A 22748-nucleotide genomic window follows, 5' to 3' on the forward strand; every position below is an offset into this window, starting at 1 on the left:
ATCTTAATATTTAAAAAGAATTTAATCTTAATACACTCTTAATCCGGATCTTGCTCCGGAAGAAGCTACTACAGATTGCATTCTTGCTTTTTGGCCTGCTGAGAACATAAACATTGCAGCATCATCTACATAATCCATATAGTTCATAAACATTACAGATCTGCTTACGCCACCACAGGTATTATAAAGAGGATAGGTCGGTTTTCCGGCATTATCTCTTGTTTGTGTAGGAGTATCAGCTACAAGATCGTTTCCACATAATGCATCTCCCCAAATATGTCTTAGGTTCAGATAATGTCCTACTTCATGGGTAGCAGTTCTTCCTAGGTTGAATGGTGCGCTTGCTCCGGTTTTCCCGAAGAAAGGAGCCGCAATTACTACACCGTCATTCCATAAACCTGCAGATTCAGGGAAAGTAGCATATCCTAAAGTCTGTCCCTGGCTTGTTGGCATTTTACTTACAACCCAGATATTTAAGTAATTGGTTGGATTGGTAGCGTTAATCCCTCCTGTTGAAGCTTTTTTCATGGCATCATTGGAACTCCATTGGGTATTGGTAGTCGTTTTTCTTACTGTATTGACCAGTCTGAAGCGAACTTTTACATCGCCGGCTTTTACAGATTGAAATTCTGAAGGTATTTTGGATACATCTGTGTTGGTTCCTCCATAATCAGCGTTCAATACAGCGATCTGTTCTGCAATTCTCGCATCTGAAACGTTTTCTGCAGCTGTTCTATACAATACATTGACAACAACCGGGATTTCAACGGTTCCGTCTGAAAGGACTTTGCCTAATTTAATATCTTTGGCAAATTTTTCTGTATTGGCTTCCAGTTCTGCATATCTTTGCCTTAATTCCAGACTGTTTTCCAATGCCTGTTTTCTGATTTCCTCTGAAGCACATGATCTGCTTAGAAACGCATCTGTAGATGGAGTGGCGGGATCTGCAGGTGTTTCGTTCTGATTGTTAAGATTGTCGCTGTTACATGCCGACATTAAGCCCAGGACAAGGGCTCCAAATAAGAATTTTTTCATATCGCTATCTTTTAATTTGAGGATGTGAAATTATATTATTTAAAATTTATATACAAATTATTTTGCATTTTATTTAAATTATTCTTATTTAATCGGTGTTTTAGTTGTGTATATGTTAAGTTATATTGGGTTATATTGAATTTTAATCAATTTTGTTTTTGTGTAATATATTTCACAGTTAAGTGTATTTTTAAATGTAAATAATTATGTTTTTTTAATAAATTATAGAATATTTTTATCTTTAGAATTAATTAGCGAAACCATTTTTAATGGCAAAGACAGCGAGTCCCACACGGGTCTTTAAATCCAGCTTGTCACAAAGCTGATCCCGGTAGGTCTCTACTGTTCTTGGGCTGCAGCACATTCTGTCTGCAATTTCCTTATAACTGAGCTCAGTTACAGTATATCTCAGAAATTCTTTTTCACGTTCTGAGATTTTTACGGCAACTTCTGGTTCCTGATCCTTATTGAGATTGGAGAATATGATTTTTGAAGCCCAGTCAGGATAGAAGAAGCCATCGGTATTTAATCTGGAAAGTGCTGTTTCCAGGTCTTTCGGGTGGGTGTTCTTTAGGAGATAGCCTTTTGCACCGTTTTTGATCATTTTAATCACACTGTTATCATCCCCCTGCATGCTAAGGGCCATAATCCTGATATCAGGATGGTTTTTCGTAAGCCATAGAGCTGTTTCAAACCCGTCCATAATCGGCATGCTGATATCTAAAAGAATAATATCAGGGATTCTGTTACCCTCTTTAAATTGATCGATCAGGTCTTTCCCGTTTTCACAGACATAGATGACCTCAAACTCACTGAAATTACTGATAATTCCTTCCAGGGCTTTGGCGATAAGTATATGATCGTCAACGATTACAATTGATTTTTTCATGACTGTTTTTTTAAGATAATAGTAAGTGTGGTCCCTGCATTTTCCATGCTTTCAAGACTGAATTGGGCACCAATGATTTCAGCCCTGTTCTTCATATTGGTAAGACCGATACCGTTGGAAGTTATTTTGCTCGTATCAAATCCCTTTCCGTCATCCCGGATTTGAAGTTCCCAAAGTATATCCTCAGAAGTGTTCAGGCTGATAAAGATATTCTTGCATTGAGCATGCTTTATACTGTTCTGGATAAACTCCTGGGTGATTCTGAGGAGTACATTTTTATGAACAAATCCCAGATCCAGCTGGTTAAAGTTATGCTCAAAACTTATAGTACATTTTTTAAAGGAATTGGTATTGTCAACCTCTTCCTGGATCAAAGTTACGATTTCCTTTTTGTTGATGTTATCATCAGTAAGGGTTTTTGAAAGACTCCGGAGATCCTGGAGGGATTGATTGATGATTTGTGAAACCTGATCAATTCTTTCACTGGCTTCCGGAACCTTATTCTCGTACAGCATCTGTTGTACGTACAAACTCACAAGAGTCAGCTTCTGACCAATATTATCATGAAGTTCCCGCCCGATCTGCTGCATGGTTGCCTGCTGAATTTCCAGCTGGGTAGACAAAAGCTCCCGCTGATGAATTTCGTTTTTCATCTCAATTTCATTCAGGTATTCTTTCTTGCGTTGCCTGTAGTTTCTGATGTATACCATCACTGCAACGACAAACAGTATAAAGAATATGTTGAATAAAATAATAGTAATTAAGAGCTCTGCTTTCCCCATATGAATGAACTTGCAAATAAAATATACATTATAGCTCCGGAAACCTGGAAATAAGCAAAATATAGATCCCAGATATCTCGATATTGCCAAAGGAGAGACATGAATGTCATAAACGGTAGGGTACCGATATAAAAAAGAGTAACTCCCAGATTGATATAAAACATCTTGTTGGTACTGAATTTTAAAATTTCAGTTGAGTTTACCTGCTTATAATACTCCATAATAACAAGAACCATTAAAAATAAGCAACCCAAAGTATAATTGAAAGAATAAACAATTTTATTATCCGGAAAGAATAAGATGCTGGGCACATATGAAAGAAGGTATATGGCAGAAAAAGCATAAAACATACTTGTTTTTTTTAATGATTTTTTTGCATACAGCCAGTAAAAGAAGACGAACTGTAATGGCATTACAAAATAATTGTAAAATATAACTCTATCAATATTGAGTGGTTTCTCTCCCCATTTTACAGCTGATTCACTTAGGAAGATGGTAATCAGATATAATGCCAGATACTTCCAATATTGTTTTTTTACACGGTTGAAATAAATGAGGGATGTTAAGGCTGCAATTCCTTCTCCAGTATACATGATTTGTAAAAAAAACTTTTGGAATTCAGTCATTGTTTATTAATGATATATATACTTTTAAATTGTGATTAATAATTTTCCGAAATAGGATTTCCAGGAGGAATCAATGTTCCAAGGTTTTCTCCTGCTGTTCCACCATCATCATCAGAAGGCCCGCTTTTTCTGGCAGAACTTAATCCTAAAGATATTTTCTCGCCATCATTCGACTGTAGAGGATTGAAATCATAATGCAGAGATTCTCCTTCTTCATTTGTTCTTTTTAAGGTAGGAATCAAAACCAATGTATGTTTTTCAGCATATTCTTCGGGAACAGGATGTGATTCCATAATGTCCCAGTTTTCAGCTTTTGGATAGGAAGCATAATAAAATCTGATTCCCAGATCTTCCTCGGTTGTGTCTGGATTTACTTTCTTCGCTTCTTCTTCCACCATTGCGATGAATCTTTTCAATTTAGGAAGATCAAACCAGATAGAATGGGCATCCTCTATTCCTAAACTGTCTTTGATGGCACTCAGGTGATTCTGACGATAATTGTCTACTAAAGCTTTGATTAAATTGTTAGACATGGTTCCGGATCGTAAAGAGTTACGGTCATTATTAGGTTCTGTTTTCATAGCTGTTGTTTATAAGGGATATCTACGTTAATATGCAAATTTCGTAAAAATTATGCTAGAAAACCTATTTATAAATTGGGAATTATACTGTTAATTTTACCGGGATTTTACGGATTGTGTATGAAAAAAATAATTGAGTGATACAAAAAAACGGAGGAATGATCTCCGTTTTACAAGTATAGCTTTTTACAATTTTTTATGTTAGCTATAAGCTCGCGAAAGCTTTATTTTAAAATCTTAGAGTCTGTTTAAATTGAATTGCTAATATTTTGTCTAATTAATTTAACGCTTTAATTTTTTTATTTTCCCGCTGATTTTGCCGATTCAGCAGATCATTATTCGTAAATCAAATCAGCGAGATTTGCAAAATCAGCGAGAAATAATATTTAATACAAATTTAAACAAGCTCTTAGATACAAGGGTATCTTCTCCAGTCTCTGCAGATATATCCTGTTGTACAGCAAAGATTAGGCGGGCAATTCATGTTTTCATCACACATGATGATCGGTGCAGCAATTCCGCCTCCGATTTTCTTTAATTCATTTCTTTTTAACTTTTTCATACTGATTTTGTTTTAGTTAGTAATTTGTTTGTATGATAAAGATAATGATATTTCACTTAATTTGGATAAAAATAATACGGAATCATCAATTGTGATTTCCAGAATGAAAAGAATAATCAGTTTGGTATGCATAATAAAAAATAAGTGCCGCAGATTCCTCTACAGCACTTATCCACAAAAATTAATGTATATGAAAAAAAACTATTTTATTGTTCAGTAGGTCTGAAAACAAGACCTGTTTCTGCAAAATAATCCAAAGTGATTCTGTCTCCGTCATTTACATTACCTGCAAGGATCTCCTTAGATAATTTATTCAATACTTCCTGCTGGATCACTCTTTTTAAAGGCCTTGCCCCGAATACCGGATCATATCCTTTTTCCATCAGGTAATCCACTGCATCCTGAGTGAAGGTCATAATGATGTTTCGTTTAGATAACATATCATTGAATCCTCTCAACTGATACTGAACGATTTTTCCGATCTCTTTTTTTCTTAAAGGCTGGAACAATACGATCTCATCAATTCTGTTCAGGAATTCAGGACGTAGAGTCTGTTTCAATAAATCGAAAACATCTTCTTTCGTTTTCTCCACAATCTCATCCTGATTTTCCTCTGTGATATTTTCAAAATTCTCCTGGATCAGATGTGAACCTAAGTTGGAGGTCATAATGATAATCGAGTTTTTGAAATTCACCACACGACCCTTATTGTCGGTCAGACGGCCATCATCCAGAACCTGAAGCAAGGTATTGAAAACATCTGGATGCGCTTTTTCAATCTCATCTAAAAGCACAACAGAGTATGGTCTCCTTCTTACAGCCTCCGTTAATTGTCCTCCTTCATCATATCCTACATATCCCGGAGGAGCTCCCACTAATCTGGAAACGCTGTGACGTTCCTGATATTCACTCATATCAATTCTGGTCATATTGTTTTCATCATCAAACAGGAATTCAGCCAATGCTTTTGCAAGCTCTGTTTTACCTACCCCTGTTGTTCCCAGGAACAAGAATGATCCTATGGGCTTTTTATCATCGCTCAATCCGGCTCTGTTTCTTCTGATCGCATCAGCCACTGCCTGGATCGCTTCATCCTGTCCTACAACTCTGTGGTGTAGTTCAGATTCAAGATTCAGCAGCTTATCTCTTTCAGACTGTAGCAATTTGGTTACAGGAATACCCGTCCATTTAGCAATCACTTCAGAGATGTTTTCTGAAGTAACTTCTTCTTTGATCAGCTCATTCTGATGGTTCTGCATTTCAAGCTCAACTTTGGCGAGCTCTTCCTCTTTCTCACGGAGCTTTCCATACTGGATTTCCGCTACTTTTGCATAATCTCCTGCTCTGGATGCTCTTTCTGCTTCCAGTTTCAGAGATTCAATATCTTTTTTGATCTGGGTAAGATCTTCACTTTTTTGTTTTTCTTTCAGCCATTTTGCATTGATCTCATTCCTTTGTTCAGAAATTTTAGCAATATCTTCCTTCAGATGATCGATCTTGGTCTGGTTACCTTCTCTTGAGATAGCCGCCAATTCAATTTCCAGCTGCATCAGCCTTCTGTCTAAGACATCCAGCTCTTCCGGCTTCGAGTTGATCTCCATTCTCAGCTTTGCAGAAGCTTCGTCAATAAGGTCGATCGCCTTATCCGGTAAAAAACGGTCTGAAATATATCTTTGAGACATTTCCACTGCGGCAATGATCGCTTCATCTTTGATCCTTACCTTGTGGTGCGCCTCATACTTGTCTTTGATTCCACGAAGAATGGAAATAGCGGATTCAGTATCCGGTTCTTCCACCATTACTTTCTGGAAACGTCTTTCCAATGCCTTATCCTTTTCAAAGTATTTTTGATACTCATTCAAGGTAGTAGCACCAATCGCTCTTAATTCTCCTCTGGCTAAAGCGGGCTTTAAAATGTTTGCAGCATCCATTGCTCCTTCGCCACCACCGGCACCTACCAGGGTATGGATCTCATCGATGAAGAGAATGATCTGTCCGTCGGATTTGATCACCTCATTCACCACAGACTTCAGTCGCTCTTCAAATTCTCCTTTGTATTTTGCACCGGCGATCAAAGCACCCATATCCAATGAGTATAAGGTTTTGTCCATCAGGTTTTCCGGAACGTCACCGCTGATAATCCTGTGGGCAATTCCCTCTGCAATTGCGGTTTTACCTACGCCGGGTTCTCCGATAAGGATCGGGTTATTTTTGGTTCTTCTCGAAAGGATCTGCAGAACCCTTCTGATTTCTTCATCACGTCCGATCACGGGATCCAGCTTTCCTTCCGCTGCTAATTCATTGAAGTTTTTAGCGTATTTGTTCAAGGATTGATAAGTTTCTTCTGAGCTGGCAGAAGTTGCTTTGCTTCCTTTTCTTAATTCTTTAATTCCTCCTTCCAGCAAGCTTTTGGTAACTCCCATATCTTTCAGCATTTTGGAAACTTCAGAGTTCGTTTCAAGAAGCGATAACCATAAATGTTCAATCGTTACATATTCGTCACCCATCTTTTTGGCGATATTGGGTGCATCCAGCAAAACTTTGTTGGCGGATTGTGAAAGGTAAATATTACCCCCCTGTACTTTGGGAAGCTTTTCTAAATTTTCACGGTTGCGCTCTCTTACTAAATTGGCATCTGCTTCAGATTTCTTTAATAGGAAAGGCGATATATTTTCATCTACCTGAAAGATTCCTTCAAGTATATGTTGCGGTTCAATACTTTGATTGCCAAATTCCATAGCAACCTGCTGTGCTGCCTGGATGGCTTCCTGTGATTTTACAGTATATTGGTTTAAGTTCATATTTTATATATTTTTGGTAATGATTCGTTCAAAGTTTAGTTTTAAAAAAACATCAAGAAACTAAATTTTAAGGCTCAGTTTCTTAATGCCATCAATTATTTAATCATTTATTCGATGACTGTATCACAAAAACTGTTCAATTATTAAATTTACAAAAAAATAGGACGAAATTTCCGGATTTTGTATTTTTAACGCAAAATTAACTTGACAAAATTTCCGATTTCGTAATAATCTCTTGAGATTAATGAACAATACGTCATATTGGACCCAAAATCCCCAAAGGATAAATCGCAAATTGGGTTTGCCGGGAATTCTTAAACGGTGCTTTTCAAAGTCATTCTTTTTAGAATCAAAAGACTAGCAGTTTAAATCAGAATAGTTACTTTTGCATTTTTACAGATGGAACTTAAAGAAAAACAACGAAAAATATTAGACGTAGCGGTAGAACTTTTCAAAGAGAAGGGCTATATGGGAAGTTCGGTAAGAGATCTTGCTACGAAGCTTAATATAAAGGCAGCGTCCCTGTATGCACACATTCGCTCAAAGGAAGAGATTCTGGAGTGGATCTGTTTTGGTATTGCCCAGGAATTTTTCGATGAGCTTCAGGAAGTAAAAAGTACAGATATAGCACCCAAGGAAAAACTGAATTTGTTTCTGGATAAGCATTTGTCGGTTGTTCTTAAAAACCGTGACGTCACCCATATTTATTCCAATGAATGGAAGCATCTTGAAGAGAGGCTTCCTGAATTTGTAGAGCTGAGGAAAAATTACCAGCAGGAGGTAGAAGGGTTGATCTCCGGGATTTTCCAGGCTGAAAACTGGGAACTTAAATCCCCATCATTTACAACAAGATTTATTCTTCATACTTTAAATAACTCTTATTTCTGGTTTAAGAGAAACAGCGATTCTACGGATGAAATTATTGATGAGATCAGGGATAAAATCCTTTATGGTTTGCTGGGAAATGAAAAGCAGTAGCTGTGCTTTAAAAGCATATACCCCATATATCCTATAAACTTCACTGAAATTAAATGCTTAAGACTTTTGTCAGTTTGGGGCTAAAAATTAACCGGTGGTTATTTAGAATCATTCAAAATATGACAAAAATCATAAAAATTTTGCCACCTTCCAAAATCTTTTTAAATTTACACCTAACAAATGTTAGTTAGTTTTATGGATTTTTCAGTTGAATATCTGGAGCTGGATCAGCTGAGACAGCTTCAATCCGACCGGTTGATCAGTTTGATCGGCTATTTGGGAGAGAAGTCGGAATTTTATAAAAAGAAATTTGATGAATTGCAAATCTCTCCACAGCATATAAGGTCGATTGAAGATATCACGAAACTTCCGATTACTTACAAGCAGAATTTAAGAGATAACTATCCTTTCGGGTTATTTGCCGTTCCCAAAAGTGAGCTTCAGAGAATTCACTGTTCAAGCGGAACGACAGGGAAACCGACCGTGGTGGGATATACTAAAGAAGATGTGGATCTTTTCAGTGAAGTGGTGGCCAGATCACTGAATGCCGCGGGGGCCAAACCGGGAATGCAGCTGCATAATGCTTATGGTTACGGAATCTTTACCGGTGGACTGGGGCTTCACTACGGAGCTGAAAAGTTGGGAATGAGCGTTCTTCCTATTTCAGGAGGAATGACGGCAAGACAGGTCGATCTTATTCTGGATTTTAAACCTGAAGTGATTTGCTGTTCGCCGTCATATGCTTTGACGATCGCAGATGAGTTTGCCAGAAGAGGAATTGATGCAGGTGAGATCAGCCTTAAGTACGCTGTACTTGGATCAGAACCGTGGACAGAGATCATAAGAGGACATATTGAAGAAAGATTAGGAGTTCATGCAACGAATATTTATGGGTTGAGTGAAATTATCGGGCCGGGAGTTTCAATGGAGGATTTCGAAGAAAAAGGAGGCTCTTACATCTGGGAAGATCACTTTTATCCTGAAATTCTTGATCCGGTTACCAAACAGCCGGTGCCTTTCGGAGAAGAAGGCGTATTGGTCATTACTACATTAACCAAGAAAGCCATGCCGCTTTTGCGTTACTGGACGAATGATATCACAAGTCTTTACTACGATGAAAACTCAAAAAGGACCATGGTAAAAATGAAACCGATCGTTGGGAGGGCAGATGATATGCTGATCGTAAGAGGAGTCAATGTTTACCCGAGCCAGATCGAAGATGCTTTTTCCCATGTAAAAGGAGTGGTTCCCAATTATTACTTAACGCCGATTGAAAAAGAACATATGTGTGTAGCCCTGGATATTGATGTTGAAATTGATGACGAATGGGTAAAGGCTCAAAAAGTAGAAGCGGATACCGATGATTATTTTAATTTTGTCGGAAACTTTGGAAAAAATATAGAAAACGAAATAAAAAAACGGGTAGGGATCACCACGAAAGTGAAGGTTCATGCTCAGGATAGCTTGCCGAAATGTGAAGGTGGGAAAATTAACAGGATTCTGAAAAAATAAAAATGCAGGATAGCCGGAAAGTGATCCTGTAAAAATATTGACCATTATGAAAAATAAAATTATAGAAATTTTACAGTATACTTTAAAACAAGGTACAGGAGAAGAATTTCATCAGATTATGAAGGAGATTAGTGTCCCTTTGCATATTCATAATGGGATTGATGTAGTCTCTTATGGAAATTCTCTTCATGATTCAGATTGTTATTATCTGATTCGTTCTTTTGATGATGAGGAAGAAATGGCGACCGCTTTAGAGAATTTCTACTCCGGCAGTGATTGGAAAAACGGACCGAGGGAAGATATTATCAGCAGAATTGGGGAGAGTATGAAGTCGGTATTGGCAGTTCCACAGGATGCAATAGAGAAACTAAGAAAAGGAATCTAAAAATAGATATATCGGCTATTTCAATGAAAATAGCCCAATTTGAAAAAAGAATACTTAAAAAAATAATGAATTCATTTTATAAACTTAAAACGGTTAGGGTTCAGAAAGATACTCCGGATGCAGTAAATGTGGCGGTGGAAATTCCTGAAGAACTGAAAGATAAGTTCAGGTTTAAACAGGGGCAGTACCTTAATTTCCGAATGATGATCAACGGAAATGAAGAAAGACGTTCTTACTCCATCTGCAATGCTCCGAGTGAAAAAAGCAATACCCTGGAAGTATTGGTAAAGCTGCTGGAAGGCGGAAAGGTATCAGGATATTTCAATGAACATCTTCATATGGATGAAATGCTGGAAGTAATGCCCCCAATGGGCGGGTTTAATACTTCTTATCACCCGACAAACGTAAAAACGTATGTAGGTCTGGCAGCAGGAAGCGGAATTACTCCTGTTCTATCCAATATTAAAGAGAGTCTTTATCAGGAACCTAACAGTAATGCTTATCTGTTCTACAGCAACAGAAGTATGAATCATGTTTTAAGAAAGGCTGAAATCGATAAATTGGTTGAGCAGTTCAGAGGAAGGCTTAAGGTGGTATACCTGGTAAGCCGTGAAAAGCATGAAGATCCGGTTTTTGAGGGAAGGATCTCTGCTGAAAAGCTTGAACAGCTGTTTGAAAGATACACGGATATTGATGTAAAAGAATCTACCTATTTTATCTGCGGGCCGTCAGAAATGATCAAAGGAATTGCTGACTATCTGAAAAAAGATAAAAAGGTACCGGCTATTCAGGTATTGTTTGAATACTTTACAGCTCCGGATGAAGAAAATACGGAGGAAATGAGTGAGGAATTCAAGGCGATTGCCAATATTGAAAGTATGGTAACGGTCATTATCGATGACGATGAATATTCGTTCCACCTGAATTCTAAAAAAGAGAGTATCTTAGATAAAGCATTGAAAGACCAGCTTCCCGTTCCTTTCGCATGTAAGGGAGGAGTTTGCTGTACGTGTAAAGCACAGGTTCTGGAAGGAGAAGTTTTCATGGAGAAAAACTTTGCGCTTACCGAAGATGAAGTAGCCAAAGGCTATGTACTGACGTGTCAATGTCACCCGACAACGAATGTGGTGATGCTTAATTATGACGTTTAAAAATTAATGTAACAATGTAACAATTTACCAGTGTAATAATCATTGGTACATTGTTAGACTGATACATTGCTAAATTAAAAATTATGGACTTAGAAAAATTCGTTCAATACGTTCACGAAGAAAATAAAGTAGAGCCCAAAGATATTATGCCTGATGATTACAGGAAGCTTTTGGTTCGTCAGATTTCACAGCATGCTCACTCTGAAATCGTAGGAATGCTGCCTGAAGCGAACTGGATTTCCAGAGCGCCTTCACTGAGAAGAAAAATGGCTCTTTTGGCGAAAGTTCAGGATGAGGCAGGGCATGGCTTGTACCTGTACGCTGCTACCGAAACTTTAGGCAACGGAACGATCAGAGCAGACAGAGATGCTACCTATGATGATATGCTGTCAGGAAAAGCAAAATACTCCAGTATCTTCAATTATCCGACCCTTAGCTGGGCAGATATAGGAGCTATCGGCTGGCTGGTAGACGGGGCGGCGATCATGAACCAGGTAATGCTGATGGGGAATTCTTACGGTCCCTATTCAAGAGCGATGGTAAGGATCTGTAAAGAAGAATCCTTCCACCAAAGACAGGGCTATGAAATCCTGATGGCACTTTGCCGTGGTACCAAGCAGCAGAAAGAGATGGCTCAGGCGGCTTTAAACCGTTTCTGGTGGCCGGCTCTGATGATGTTCGGACCGAATGATGACAGCTCACCCAACTCTAAAATCTCTATGAACTACAGAGTAAAGCGTGAAAGTAATGACAGTCTCCGTCAGAGATTTATAGACGTAACGGTTGCTCAGGCTGAATATTTAGGCTTAACGATCCCGGACAAAGACCTGAAGTGGAACGAGGAAAGACAGCACTACGATTTCGGAGAGCTCCCGTGGGATGAATTCATGGAAATCTTAAAAGGAAACGGACCCTGCAACAAGAAAAGGCTAAAAACCAAAGTAAAAGCTCAGGAAGAGAATCTCTGGGTGAAAGAAGCTGCGGCAGCTTTTGCTAAAAAACAGGAAAAAGAAGTAATATAATGAGGCAATTTGAAAATGTGCTAATTTGAAAATTAATTAACGCATTCTCAAATTTTCAAATTTTCAAATTTATAATTGACTATGGCAAATTTAGATATGTGGGAAGTGTTTATTCAGACTAAACCGGGATTATCCCACAAACACGCCGGAACAGTTCAGGCACCAACAGCAGAAATGGCATTACAGAATGCGAGAGATGTGTATACCAGAAGAAAAGAAGGAACCTGCGTTTGGGTAGTTCCAAGCAAATATATTGTGAGTTCAGAAGGAATGGAACAGGATGCGTTCTTCGATCCTGCCGATGACAAGCTATACCGTCATCCCACATTCTATGAGATTCCAAACGACGTGAAAAATATGTAATAAAATAAGACTTGAAGATGATAGACGAATAGATAAAAGACTTTAAGATTTACTTGTCTATTTTCTATCCATCTATTATCTATCTGTCTTTAAATTAAAAAACAATGAGCCCATTATATAATTATTTATTAAAACTCGCCGATGACAGCTTCATCATGGGGCAAAGACTATCCGAGTGGTGTGGAAAAGGTCCGTACCTGGAGGAAGATATTGCGCTGACCAATATTGCTTTGGATGAACTTGGCCAGGCAAACAACTTTTATCAGTATGCTTCAAGAGTAGCTGATAATGGTAAGAATGAAGATGATATAGCATTCTTAAGATACGAGCATGAATACATAAATGCACACTGGACAGAACTTCCCAATGAAGATTATGCGCAAACCATTCTGAAGGTATATGTTTTCTCCGTATATCAGAAACTGATGTATGAAGCCTTGTCGAATTCTGCAGATGAGGAGCTTTCAGCGATTGCCCAAAAATCTTTAAAAGAAGTAAAATATCATTACACACATACTTCTTCATGGATGAAGATCTTTGCTCAGGGGACAGAAGAAAGCCGTGAACGTTTGATAAATGCCATCGAAAATATCTGGGAATATACAAAAGGTCTGTTTGCCAAATCAGAAGGTGAAGATGATCTTCTTGCTCTGAATATTGTTCCCAATGTCGATGAACTGTACAAAGAGTTTGTTGCCATTACGGAAAAAGATTTCCAGAGTTTCGGATTAGAATATCCGGCGAATCCGTTCATGCAGCCAAAATCAAGAACAGGATATCATACGGAATACTTCGGATATATTCTTTGCGAGCTTCAGTATATGCAGAGAGCGTATCCGGGATGTACCTGGTAGAAAGCAATGAGACAATTTGAAAATAGGTTGATTGGGAAGTGAACTGATGTAGAACATTCATTTTCAAATGACCTAAGTTAATAATGAACAATTTATTACAATTATTAAAAACGATCCCTGATCCGGAAATCCCGGTCATCGATATCGTGGAATTGGGAATCGTAAGAGATGCGCAAATCACGGGTGAAAATACTTGTGAAGTGACGATTACGCCTACTTATTCCGCTTGTCCTGCTATGTTTACCATTGAAGAGGATATTATCAAAATGATGAAGGAAAACGGTTGGGAAGCGAAAGTAGTCACCAAGATGTTTCCGATATGGACAACAGACTGGCTGACAGATGAAGCGAGGGAAAAACTTCGTGCTTACGGAATCACTCCTCCTGAAAAAGGGGCAGATGAGCATCACATCGGGAAACCGAAGAAATGCCCGCGCTGCGGTTCTGAGCATACCAAACAGATCAGCAGGTTCGGGTCTACATTGTGTAAGGCTTCTTATCAATGTCTGGACTGTCTGGAGCCGTTTGATTATTTTAAATGCCATTAATTATTTTAATATAACAACGTATCAATGTACCAGTTTACCAATAAAATCTAAGGACTATGCCAAACATAATAATGGTATTGCCAGATTGTTAAATTGTTAAGCTGTTACATTAATTTATATTATTAAATTAGTGCATTGTTAAATAAACTAAATTAAAGAACTATGTATACACAACTCGATATTGAAACGCACTTTGACGGGAAGCTCAAAATCGCATATCTTAATCAACCGGAAACAATGAATGCCCTTACCAAGCCGGGTTTGGCAGATCTGAGAGATTTTGTAAAAGAATGCAGTGAGGATGAAACCGTAAGATGTGTTGCGATTTCCGGAAGAGGAAGAGCTTTTTGCTCAGGACAGAATCTGGAAGAGGCTTTCGTGGTGGGAAAAGAGCACCATGATCAGGATATCATCAGAAAAATTGTGGTAGATTACTACAATCCTTTAGTGATGGAAGTTACCCGTTGTAAAAAACCGGTGATTGCTTTGGTAAATGGTCCTGCAGTAGGAGCGGGCGCAATGTTGGCGCTGATCTGTGATTTCGTATTGGCGAATAACAAAGCTTATTTTGCTCAGGCATTTTCAAATATCGGTTTGATTCCTGATACGGGAGGAACCTATTTCCTACCGAAGCTTTTAGGAAGACAGCTGGCCAGCTATCTGGCTTTTACAGGTAAAAAATTATCTGCTGAAGAATCTAAATCTTATGGTCTTGTCGCAGAAGTTTTCAGTGAAGAAGAATTTGCACCGAAATCGATGGAGATCCTTGAAAAAATGGCAAACATGCCGACAGCAGCCCTTAAACTGACGAAAAAAGCTTTCGCCCAATCTTATACGAATACACTGAAAGAGCAGCTTGAGCTGGAAGGAGACTTACAACAGGAAGCGGCAGAAACAGAAGACTTCTTAGAAGGAGTAAATGCCTTTTTACAGAAAAGAAAACCTGATTATAAAGGAAAATAAATCAATTTGAAAATGAGTTAATTTGAAAATTTGAAAATGAGAAATGACAAAGAAAATATTATTGTAAACAAGACATTTGATTTTGCATTGAACATTATAGAATTTTCAGAAGAGCTGTATAAGATTAATAAATTTACACTTGCAAATCAGATATTTAAATCAGGGACTTCAATTGGAGCCAACGTAAGAGAAGCTCAAAATGCTGAAAGCAAAGCAGACTTTATTCATAAAATAAAAATTGCTGCTAAAGAGGCAGATGAAACTGAATACTGGCTTCTACTATGTTTAAAGTCTTCTCATTTGAATTCTCCTGATAAGAAATTACTTTCAGATTTAAAAGAAATTTTATTGATTCTTTCTAAAATTATTTCAACGTCAAAATTTAAATAATTTTCAAATTATCTCATTTTCAAATTTTCAAATTAAAACTATGAATATTGGAATTATTGGTGCAGGAACCATGGGCGTAGGAATTGCTCAGGTCGCTGCAACAGCAGGATGCAAGGTCGTTTTATTCGATGCTAATGCTCCACAAATTGATAAGGCGCTTTCAGGTTTAGAGAAGACCCTTCAGAAACTGGCTGAAAAAGGTAAAATTTCCCAGGAAAAAGCTGCCGAAGTCAGAAACAATATCGTGAAAGGTGAAGCATTACAGGATTTAAAAGATTCTGAACTGGTTATCGAGGCGATCATTGAGAACAAAGAGATTAAAACCAAAGTTTTTACAGAGCTTGAGTCCTATGTTTCTGAAAATTGTATTATTGGTTCCAATACATCATCCATTTCCATCACCTCCCTGGGTGCAGAGCTAAAGAAACCGGAGCGTTTCATCGGAATTCATTTCTTCAATCCGGCTCCGTTGATGCCTTTAGTGGAAGTTATTCCCTCCTTACTGACAGAAAAAACTTTAGCAGAGAAAATATATAACCTCATGAAAGAATGGGGGAAAACACCTGTGATTGCCAAAGATATTCCGGGATTCATTGTCAACAGAATTGCAAGACCTTATTATGGAGAGGCGCTGAGAATTGTTGAAGAGAACATTGCGGCTCCTGAACAGGTGGATGAAGCGATGAAAACACTCGGAAACTTCAAAATGGGACCTTTCGAATTGATGGATCTTATTGGGATTGATGTAAACTTTGCTGTAACAACAACGGTTTACAAAGATTATTTCTACGATCCGAAATACAAGCCATCTTTATTGCAGCAAAGAATGTCTGAAGCGAAACTTCACGGAAGAAAAACAGGAAAAGGATTCTATGATTACAGTGAAGGAGCAGAAAGAGCGATTGCTAAGAAAGATGATGCATTGTATCAGCAGGTCTTTTTAAGAATTATTTCAATGTTGATCAATGAAGCTGTAGAAGCAAAAAGATTAGGCGTTGCTAATGATGAAGACATTGAGCTGGCAATGCAGAAAGGAGTAAACTATCCGAAAGGACTATTAAGTTGGGGGAAAGAGATCGGGTATGCGAAAATCTCCGAAACCTTGCGGAACCTTTACGAAGATTATCAGGAAGAAAGGTACAGACAGAGCCCTTTATTAAGAAAATTATAAAATGTATCAATCTACCGGTTTACCAATATTTATGCATTGATTGTTATATTGTTAAACTGGTAAACTGTTACATTATTACATTAAAATAATGAATATAGATGAATTCAGGGCTGAACTGGAAGTAAGGCTTTCAATTGAGAAACAATATTTGACTCAGGAGGCTTCTTCCATGGAAGATAGTCAGGAAAGGCTTGAGTTGTTGGGGATGTTTAATGAGAAATACAGAACATTGATCAAAAGATTGGCCAATGAAAGCGGTATTGATTTAAATGCTCCCTATGAAAATAATACTGAAAGCTCAGATGCATCTCTTTCATATGAACAGGTAATCCTTGGTAAAACAATGAGTGTTTACGATAGATTAGTTGATGAACTATATGAAGAAATAACAAACGTATAACAGAAATGAATCCAAGACAGGTTGCAGACTATATGTTCAATCAGGATTATTTTTCCCAGTGGATGAATATCAGAATGATTGAAGTGAAAGAAAATTATTGTTTAATAGAAATGCCCATCAAGAAAGATATGCTGAACGGGCTTAAAACAGTTCACGGAGGTGTTACGTTTGCCTTTGCAGATTCTGCGCTGGCATTTTCTTCCAATAACTCAGGAAATGCGGCAGTAGCATTGAACTGTATCATCAATTTTACCAAAGCCGGAAAAGAAGGAGATATCTTCAGGGCTGAAAGTATCCTGGTCAATGATACCAGAAAAACAGCGGTTTACGACATTAAAATAACCAATCAGAATAATGAGCTGATCGCAAAATTTGTCGGAACTGTTTATAAAATAGGAAAAAAAGTAACTGAACTATAAAGAAAGAATTTGAGAATTTGAAAATGAGTAATTAAATAAAGCTTTAAAAATAATTTTTACCTCATTTTCAAATTCTCAAAATTAAACACATTTTCAAATTAACATTATGAACAACGTATACATCATAGACTATGTCAGAACTCCTATATCAAAATTACAGGGAGGATTATCCGAAGTAAGGGCAGATGACTTAGCTGCGATTGTGATTAAAGAAATCGTAGCCAGAAATCCTGACATGCCTGTTGAGGAAATTGAAGATGTTATTTTCGGATGTGCCAATCAGGCTGGAGAAGATAACAGAAACGTTGCAAGAATGGGACTTTTGCTGGCAGGTCTTCCTTATAAGATCGGAGGAGAAACGGTAAACAGACTTTGTGCTTCAGGAATGTCAGCGGTTGCCAATGCGTTCCGTTCCATTGCAGCAGGAGAAGGGGAAATCTATATTGCTGGCGGAGTAGAACATATGACACGCTCTCCTTATGTCATGTCAAAACCAAGTGCTGCTTTCGGAAGAGACAGTCAGATGTTTGATACCACTTTCGGCTGGCGTTTTGTCAACCCGAAAATGAAAGAAATGTATGGCGTTGACGGAATGGGAGAAACCGCCGAAAACCTCGCAGATATTCACCAGATCAACAGGGAAGATCAGGATAAGTTTGCTCTTTGGTCCCAGCAGAAAGCTGCAAAAGCACAGCAGAGCGGAAGACTGGCAGAAGAAATTGTAAAAGTTGAAATTCCACAGAGAAAAGGCGATCCGGTCGTTTTTGAAAAAGATGAATTTATCAAACCTGCCTCTTCTATGGAAGGTCTGGCAAAACTTCGTCCTGCTTTCAGAAAAGAAGGAACAGTAACGGCTGGAAACGCTTCAGGGATGAATGATGGTGCTGCTGCTTTGATTTTAGCAAGCGAAGAAGCGGTAAAAAAATACGGCTTAAAGCCAAAAGCTAGGATTTTAGGATCATCAGTAGCAGGCGTAGAGCCAAGGATCATGGGAATCGGACCTGTAGAAGCAACCCAAAAACTTCTTAAAAGGCTGAACCTTTCTTTGGAAGATATGGATATCATTGAACTGAACGAAGCATTCGCTGCACAGGCTTTAGCGGTTACAAGAAGCTTGGGCTTACAAGATGATGATGCCAGAATCAACCCGAATGGAGGGGCGATTGCGATCGGTCACCCACTAGGAGTTTCCGGGGCAAGAATTATCGGCTCAGCAGCAATGGAGCTTCAGAAACAGGATAAAAAATATGCATTGTGTACCCTTTGTATCGGTGTCGGACAGGGATATGCGATGGTCATTGAAAAAGTATAATCAATTTGAAAATGCGGTAATTTGAGAATTTGAAAATGTTTTACCAGAACAGAAGCCATCTCTGGAATGTGTTAACAGTTCCATAGCTTTAATCAATAAAATACCGAAGGAATAAACATTACACTATTCATTTTCAAATTATCCCATTTTCAAATTTTCAAATTAAAAAAATATGAACATCTATTCATACCACGGAATCCGTCCCATTATAAAACCTTCAGCCTATATCCATCCACAGGCGGTTATTATCGGGAATGTGGAGATCGGTGAAGAAGTATATATTGGGCCTAATGCGGTTATTCGTGGGGACTGGGGAAAAATAATCATTAAAGACGGAGCCAACGTTCAGGAGAACTGTACTCTTCATGTTTTCCCGAATATAGAGACCATCCTTGAAGAATCCGCCCATATTGGACATGGTGCTATTATCCATTCCGGACACATCGGGAAAAACTGTCTGGTGGGGATGAATTCTGTCGTGATGGACAAGGCTGTGATCGGTGATGAATGTATTATCGGAGCATTAGCATTTGTTCCTGCCAATTTTACATGTGAGCCAAGAAAGCTGATTGTCGGAAGCCCGGCGAAAATCATCCGTGATGTTTCTGATGAAATGATCCACTGGAAAACAGAAGGAACTAAATTATACCAGGAGCTGGCAAGAGAAGGAAAAGAAGCCATTTTACCATGTGAGCCATTTACCGAATATGTTCAGCAGATTCCTACGAAGATTGTTGATTACAGTATCTGGGATGATGTGAAATAAATGTAATAATACCAACCTAAACCTAACAGGTTTTCAAAACCTGTTAGGTTTAATATTAAGCATCAGGTAAAAAATGATTAATACAGAGAATTTTGAATTTGAAGGAGTTTATCACATTTTTTCTCATGTAAATGGGAAAGAAATCATTTTTCGTGAACCTTCAAATTATCAATATTTTCTGGAAAAACTTGAAAAATATATTCTTCCTGTTGCGGATATTTATGCCTACTGTCTGATGCCTAATCACTTTCATCTGCTTGTAAGATTTAAAAGCGTTAAGGATATAAAAACAGAAAGTGAGCATCAATATTTAATGAAACACTTTAGTAATTTTCTTAATGCCTATGCAAAAGCATTTAATAAAGTGTATAACAGAAAAGGAGCTCTTTTTCTAAATGCTATAAAAAGGAAAAAAGTTCAGGATGAAAAATATCTGATAAAAGTGTTGCATTATATTCACAACAATCCCATCAATCATGGTTTTGTTAACCAGATTGGGGAATGGAAACATAGTTCGTATAACTCATATATGAATCTTGAAAAGCCAAGTAAGCTTTACAGAAGAGAGATTATGGGTTATTTTGATACATTAGAAACTTTCGTAGATTATCACCGGTCTAATGTTGAATATGATTTTTTAAATTTAGAATAATATTTTAATATACTAAACCTAACAGGTTTTCAAAACCTGTTAGGTTTCCTGAAATAATAAAAAGAAAAAAATGGAAAAACTGAAAAACTATATCTATGGCCAATGGGTAGAAGGTTCCGGAAACGGAATTCCTTTATACAATGCTGTTACAGGAGAGCAGGTCGCTGTTTCCGATACGGAGGGACTGAACTTTGAACAGGCTCTTGACTATGGAAGAACAGTCGGTTATAAGAACCTTTCTTCAATGACTTTCTACGACCGTGGGGAGATGTTGAAGAAGGTAGCGCTTTACCTGTTGGAGAGAAAGAAAAAATATTACGAATTATCATATAAAACAGGAGCTACGCATGTTGATTCATGGGTAGATATCGAAGGAGGCTTCGGAACTTTCTTCACCTACTCAGGATTGGCGAAGAGAATGCTTCCGAATACACCATTTTGGGTAGATGGGGATACCCAGAAGATCTCAGCGAACGGAACGCACCTTGGAACCCATATTTTAACACCAAGCGAAGGGGTTTCTGTACAGATCAACGCTTACAACTTTCCGGTTTGGGGTATGCTGGAAAAGTTATCCACATCATTATTAGCAGGGGTTCCGTCTATCGTAAAGCCGTCTCCTTTCGGATCTTATCTTACGAATTCAGTATTCCAGGATATGATTGAAAGTGGAGTATTGCCTGAAGGAGCTGTTCAGCTGGTATGCGGAGAACCTGGGAATATCCTGGATTATGTTCAGGATGGAGACTCTGTATTGTTTACAGGTTCTGCCCAGACAGGACGAAAATTAAAATCACTTCCATCCATTGCCGGAAATGCTGTTCGTTTCAATATGGAGGCAGACTCTCTGAACTGTTCAATTCTTGGGTTGGAAGCAAAGCCGGGAACCCCTGAATTTGATCTTTTCATCAAGGAAGTCCGTAACGAAATGACTACGAAGGCAGGACAGAAATGTACGGCTATCAGAAGAATCATCGTTCCTGAGCACTTGATCGGCGATGTTCAGAATGCTTTGGCTAAAGCTTTAGATCAGACGAAGATCGGAAACCCGTTGAGCAGAGAAACCAGAATGGGGTCTTTGGTGGGAAGACAGCAATATGATGAAGTTGTAAGAAAAGTAAATATATTAAAACAAGAGACAGAGCTTGTTTATGAAGGAAAGCACGAGCTGGTAGATGCAGACTATGAAAACGGAGCATTTATGAGTCCGAAATTATTCCTGAATGATAAGCCTTTCGAAAAGAATATCTCTCATGATGTAGAAGCTTTCGGGCCGGTATCTACATTGATGCCGTATAAAGACGCTGAAGAAGCGGCTGCTTTGGCAAAAAGGGGTAAAGGAAGCTTAGTGGGATCAATCGTTTCTCATGACGAAAACTTTATTGCAGAAACGTCATGGAAAATGGCCTCCCAGCATGGAAGGATCTTTGTATTGAACAGGGACAATGCGAAGGAAAGCACAGGTCACGGTTCACCACTTCCTACCTTAATGCATGGAGGACCTGGTAGAGCAGGTGGTGGAGAAGAAATGGGCGGATTAAGCGGTCTTCATTTCTTTTTACAGAAAACAGCCATTCAGGGATCCCCGGATGTATTGAAGGCCATCACTAAAATTTATCAGCAAGGGGCAGAGAAGAAATTCTCAGATAAGCATCCTTTCCAGAAATACTTTGAAGAAGTCGAGGTGGGAGATTCTCTGGAAACAGCAGGAAGAACCGTTACGGATGCAGATATCGTAAACTTCTCGAATGTTTCATGGGATCATTTCTATGCCCACACTGACGCGACAAGCTTAACGGGGACTATTTTTGATAAAACGGTTGCCCACGGATATTTCATCCTTTCAGCGGCGGCGGGATTATTTGTTTCCGGTAAAAAAGGACCTGTAATAGCCAATTACGGATTAGAAGAATGCAGTTTCTTCAAACCTGTATATGCAGGTGATACGATTACCGTTTATTTAACTGCAAAAGAGAAGATCAACAGAGGAGTAAAAGGAAGAAACATTCCGTCCGGTGTTGTAAAATGGTTGGTTGAGGTCGTAAATCAAAGAGATGAGGTCGTTTGTGTCGCTACAATTCTAACATTGGTGGCCAAGCAATCTCCTTTCATTGACCTGAATGTAAAAAATGTTCAGAAAATATTGAACGGACTGACAGAAAGTACTCCTGCATTATGGGGTAAAATGTCTCCGCAGCAAATGATCGAGCATCTGGAGCAGGCTGTGCTGGTGAGCATAGGAGAGCCGGAAGCGGACAAATGTTTCACTCCGGAAGAGCATTTGGAAAAATGGCAGGATTCTCTTTACAACCACAGAAAAATGCCTAAAGATTTTACCGCTCCTTTCTTACCGCAGGATGGAACGCTTCCGGAACCCACTCACAAAAATCTGGAAGCAGCAAAGCAGTCATTCATTGATAACCTGAAGCGTTTCGCGATCTATTACAAAGAAAATCCGCAGGCAGAACATATGAATTTTGTATTCGGAAAGCTGAACAAAGAAATGTGGGAACTGATGCACAAAAAGCATTTTACCCATCACTTCGAACAGTTTGGATTGATTTAATTCAAAATAAATAATAATTT

24 protein-coding genes are annotated in these 22748 nt (G+C 38.3%); 17 read left to right on the forward strand and 7 right to left on the reverse strand.

What is annotated here, in order from left to right:
• Positions 1-27: 27 nt before the first annotated feature.
• From AC4IF5_RS14580 to clpB, 7 genes are all read right to left on the reverse strand, one after another.
• Complete coding sequence (locus AC4IF5_RS14580) at positions 28-1035, reverse strand: zinc metalloprotease (protein ID WP_490735719.1); 1008 nt, start codon at positions 1033-1035, stop codon at positions 28-30.
• A gap of 247 nt (positions 1036-1282) precedes the next feature.
• On the reverse strand, positions 1283-1924 hold the full coding sequence (locus tag AC4IF5_RS14585) for a response regulator (RefSeq protein ID WP_490735721.1): 642 nt from the start codon (positions 1922-1924) through the stop codon (positions 1283-1285).
• The gene (locus AC4IF5_RS14590; RefSeq protein WP_490735722.1) at positions 1921-2706 is read right to left on the reverse strand and encodes a sensor histidine kinase; all 786 of its coding nucleotides are present in this window, start codon (positions 2704-2706) and stop codon (positions 1921-1923) included. The genes AC4IF5_RS14585 and AC4IF5_RS14590 overlap by 4 nt, the downstream gene beginning before the upstream one ends.
• Positions 2685-3299 (reverse strand): hypothetical protein, encoded by a 615-nt coding sequence (locus tag AC4IF5_RS14595; protein ID WP_490735724.1) that lies wholly within the window; start codon positions 3297-3299, stop codon positions 2685-2687. The genes AC4IF5_RS14590 and AC4IF5_RS14595 overlap by 22 nt, the downstream gene beginning before the upstream one ends.
• Before the next feature lie 68 nt (positions 3300-3367).
• Positions 3368-3913, reverse strand: a complete 546-nt coding sequence (locus AC4IF5_RS14600) for a hypothetical protein (RefSeq protein WP_490735725.1) — start codon at positions 3911-3913, stop codon at positions 3368-3370.
• A gap of 409 nt (positions 3914-4322) precedes the next feature.
• A complete protein-coding gene (locus tag AC4IF5_RS14605; RefSeq protein WP_490735726.1) occupies positions 4323-4475 on the reverse strand; it encodes a hypothetical protein in 153 nt (50 codons plus the stop codon).
• A gap of 206 nt (positions 4476-4681) precedes the next feature.
• Entirely contained in the window at positions 4682-7276 is a 2595-nt protein-coding gene (clpB, locus tag AC4IF5_RS14610; RefSeq protein ID WP_490735728.1) for an ATP-dependent chaperone ClpB, read from the reverse strand.
• A 399-nt stretch (positions 7277-7675) separates the two neighbouring features.
• Between clpB and AC4IF5_RS14615 the strand changes: the two genes are divergently transcribed.
• The 17 genes from AC4IF5_RS14615 to paaZ all read left to right on the forward strand — a co-directional run bounded on the left by AC4IF5_RS14615 (position 7676) and on the right by paaZ (position 22728).
• Complete coding sequence (locus AC4IF5_RS14615) at positions 7676-8254, forward strand: TetR/AcrR family transcriptional regulator (protein ID WP_490735730.1); 579 nt, start codon at positions 7676-7678, stop codon at positions 8252-8254.
• Between the two features lie 195 nt (positions 8255-8449).
• Entirely contained in the window at positions 8450-9766 is a 1317-nt protein-coding gene (locus AC4IF5_RS14620) for a phenylacetate--CoA ligase family protein (RefSeq protein WP_490735732.1), read from the forward strand.
• Between the two features lie 46 nt (positions 9767-9812).
• The gene (locus tag AC4IF5_RS14625) at positions 9813-10151 is read left to right on the forward strand and encodes a hypothetical protein (RefSeq protein ID WP_490735733.1); all 339 of its coding nucleotides are present in this window, start codon (positions 9813-9815) and stop codon (positions 10149-10151) included.
• Between the two features lie 65 nt (positions 10152-10216).
• Positions 10217-11302 carry a 2Fe-2S iron-sulfur cluster-binding protein gene (locus AC4IF5_RS14630; RefSeq protein WP_490735735.1) on the forward strand — a complete coding sequence of 362 codons (1086 nt, stop codon included), beginning with the start codon at positions 10217-10219 and terminating at the stop codon, positions 11300-11302.
• Positions 11303-11385: 83 nt separating this feature from the next.
• On the forward strand, positions 11386-12324 hold the full coding sequence (paaA, locus tag AC4IF5_RS14635; protein WP_490735737.1) for a 1,2-phenylacetyl-CoA epoxidase subunit PaaA: 939 nt from the start codon (positions 11386-11388) through the stop codon (positions 12322-12324).
• 81 nt (positions 12325-12405) lie between these two features.
• Positions 12406-12687: a 1,2-phenylacetyl-CoA epoxidase subunit PaaB gene (gene paaB, locus AC4IF5_RS14640; protein ID WP_121462113.1), complete on the forward strand. Its 282-nt coding sequence runs from the start codon at positions 12406-12408 to the stop codon at positions 12685-12687.
• A 104-nt stretch (positions 12688-12791) separates the two neighbouring features.
• Positions 12792-13541, forward strand: a complete 750-nt coding sequence (paaC, locus tag AC4IF5_RS14645; protein ID WP_490735739.1) for a 1,2-phenylacetyl-CoA epoxidase subunit PaaC — start codon at positions 12792-12794, stop codon at positions 13539-13541.
• A gap of 83 nt (positions 13542-13624) precedes the next feature.
• Positions 13625-14089 carry a 1,2-phenylacetyl-CoA epoxidase subunit PaaD gene (gene paaD / locus AC4IF5_RS14650; RefSeq protein WP_490735741.1) on the forward strand — a complete coding sequence of 155 codons (465 nt, stop codon included), beginning with the start codon at positions 13625-13627 and terminating at the stop codon, positions 14087-14089.
• 162 nt (positions 14090-14251) lie between these two features.
• On the forward strand, positions 14252-15052 hold the full coding sequence (locus AC4IF5_RS14655) for an enoyl-CoA hydratase-related protein (protein WP_490735743.1): 801 nt from the start codon (positions 14252-14254) through the stop codon (positions 15050-15052).
• A gap of 36 nt (positions 15053-15088) precedes the next feature.
• Positions 15089-15442 carry a four helix bundle protein gene (locus AC4IF5_RS14660; protein ID WP_490735745.1) on the forward strand — a complete coding sequence of 118 codons (354 nt, stop codon included), beginning with the start codon at positions 15089-15091 and terminating at the stop codon, positions 15440-15442.
• Between the two features lie 40 nt (positions 15443-15482).
• Positions 15483-16613, forward strand: coding sequence for a 3-hydroxyacyl-CoA dehydrogenase NAD-binding domain-containing protein (locus AC4IF5_RS14665; protein ID WP_490735746.1), 1131 nt, complete (start codon positions 15483-15485; stop codon positions 16611-16613).
• An 88-nt stretch (positions 16614-16701) separates the two neighbouring features.
• Entirely contained in the window at positions 16702-17013 is a 312-nt protein-coding gene (locus tag AC4IF5_RS14670; protein ID WP_490735748.1) for a hypothetical protein, read from the forward strand.
• A gap of 5 nt (positions 17014-17018) precedes the next feature.
• A complete protein-coding gene (locus AC4IF5_RS14675; RefSeq protein WP_490735750.1) occupies positions 17019-17432 on the forward strand; it encodes a PaaI family thioesterase in 414 nt (137 codons plus the stop codon).
• A gap of 106 nt (positions 17433-17538) precedes the next feature.
• Positions 17539-18744, forward strand: a complete 1206-nt coding sequence (gene pcaF, locus AC4IF5_RS14680) for a 3-oxoadipyl-CoA thiolase (RefSeq protein WP_490735752.1) — start codon at positions 17539-17541, stop codon at positions 18742-18744.
• A gap of 172 nt (positions 18745-18916) precedes the next feature.
• Complete coding sequence (locus tag AC4IF5_RS14685; protein WP_490735754.1) at positions 18917-19510, forward strand: acyltransferase; 594 nt, start codon at positions 18917-18919, stop codon at positions 19508-19510.
• A gap of 73 nt (positions 19511-19583) precedes the next feature.
• The gene (locus tag AC4IF5_RS14690; RefSeq protein ID WP_490735756.1) at positions 19584-20162 is read left to right on the forward strand and encodes a transposase; all 579 of its coding nucleotides are present in this window, start codon (positions 19584-19586) and stop codon (positions 20160-20162) included.
• A 70-nt stretch (positions 20163-20232) separates the two neighbouring features.
• The gene (gene paaZ / locus AC4IF5_RS14695; protein WP_490735758.1) at positions 20233-22728 is read left to right on the forward strand and encodes a phenylacetic acid degradation bifunctional protein PaaZ; all 2496 of its coding nucleotides are present in this window, start codon (positions 20233-20235) and stop codon (positions 22726-22728) included.
• Positions 22729-22748 lie beyond the last annotated feature (20 nt).

This window comes from Chryseobacterium sp. UF-290, from assembly GCF_058245615.1.